1 protein-coding gene is annotated in these 489 nt (G+C 81.0%); it reads left to right on the top strand.

Annotation, left to right across the window (positions count from 1 at the left end):
- A partial coding sequence (locus AO501_RS38290; RefSeq protein WP_197419899.1) for a hypothetical protein occupies positions 1–489 on the top strand: 489 nt, incomplete at both ends.

Below are 489 nucleotides of genomic sequence, written 5' to 3'. Positions count from 1 at the left end.
GTGCGGATCCCCTCGGCAGCGGCGGGCACGGTGGCAGTGGTGGCAGGGCTGGGACGTTCTTCGGTGTCGGCGGCGCCGGGGGTGCCGGCGGGGTCGGCGCGGTAGGGGGTACCGGCGGAGACGGCGGCACGGCCGCCCTGATCGGCGTCGGTGGCGCCGGTGGTACTGGTGGCGCCGGAGCGGCGGGTGCGGGTGGCACGCCCGGCGGTACGGGCGGGATCGGCGGTGCGGGCGGCACCGGAGGCGTGTTCGGGTTCGGTGGTCACGGCGGCGCCGGCGGTGACGGCGGAGCCGGTGGCGCGGGCGTCGCTGGTCATCAGGGCAGCGCCGGAGCTGGCGGCGGCGCGGCGGGCGCCGGCGGAGCCGGCGGCCAGGCGCTGATCGGCATCGGCGGCCACGGTGGAACCGGTGGCACCGGAGGCATGGGCGGAGCCGGCGGCGCCGCGGTGGGCGCGGGGGCACAGGCCGGGCAGGGCGGCACGGGAGGCG

Origin of the sequence: Mycobacterium gordonae (assembly GCF_001417955.2) — a bacterium.
In the GTDB taxonomy this organism is placed as follows: domain Bacteria; phylum Actinomycetota; class Actinomycetes; order Mycobacteriales; family Mycobacteriaceae; genus Mycobacterium; species Mycobacterium gordonae_B.
Note: the sequence above shows the minus strand (reverse complement) of the source record. Positions and strands in the feature narration are given on the sequence as shown.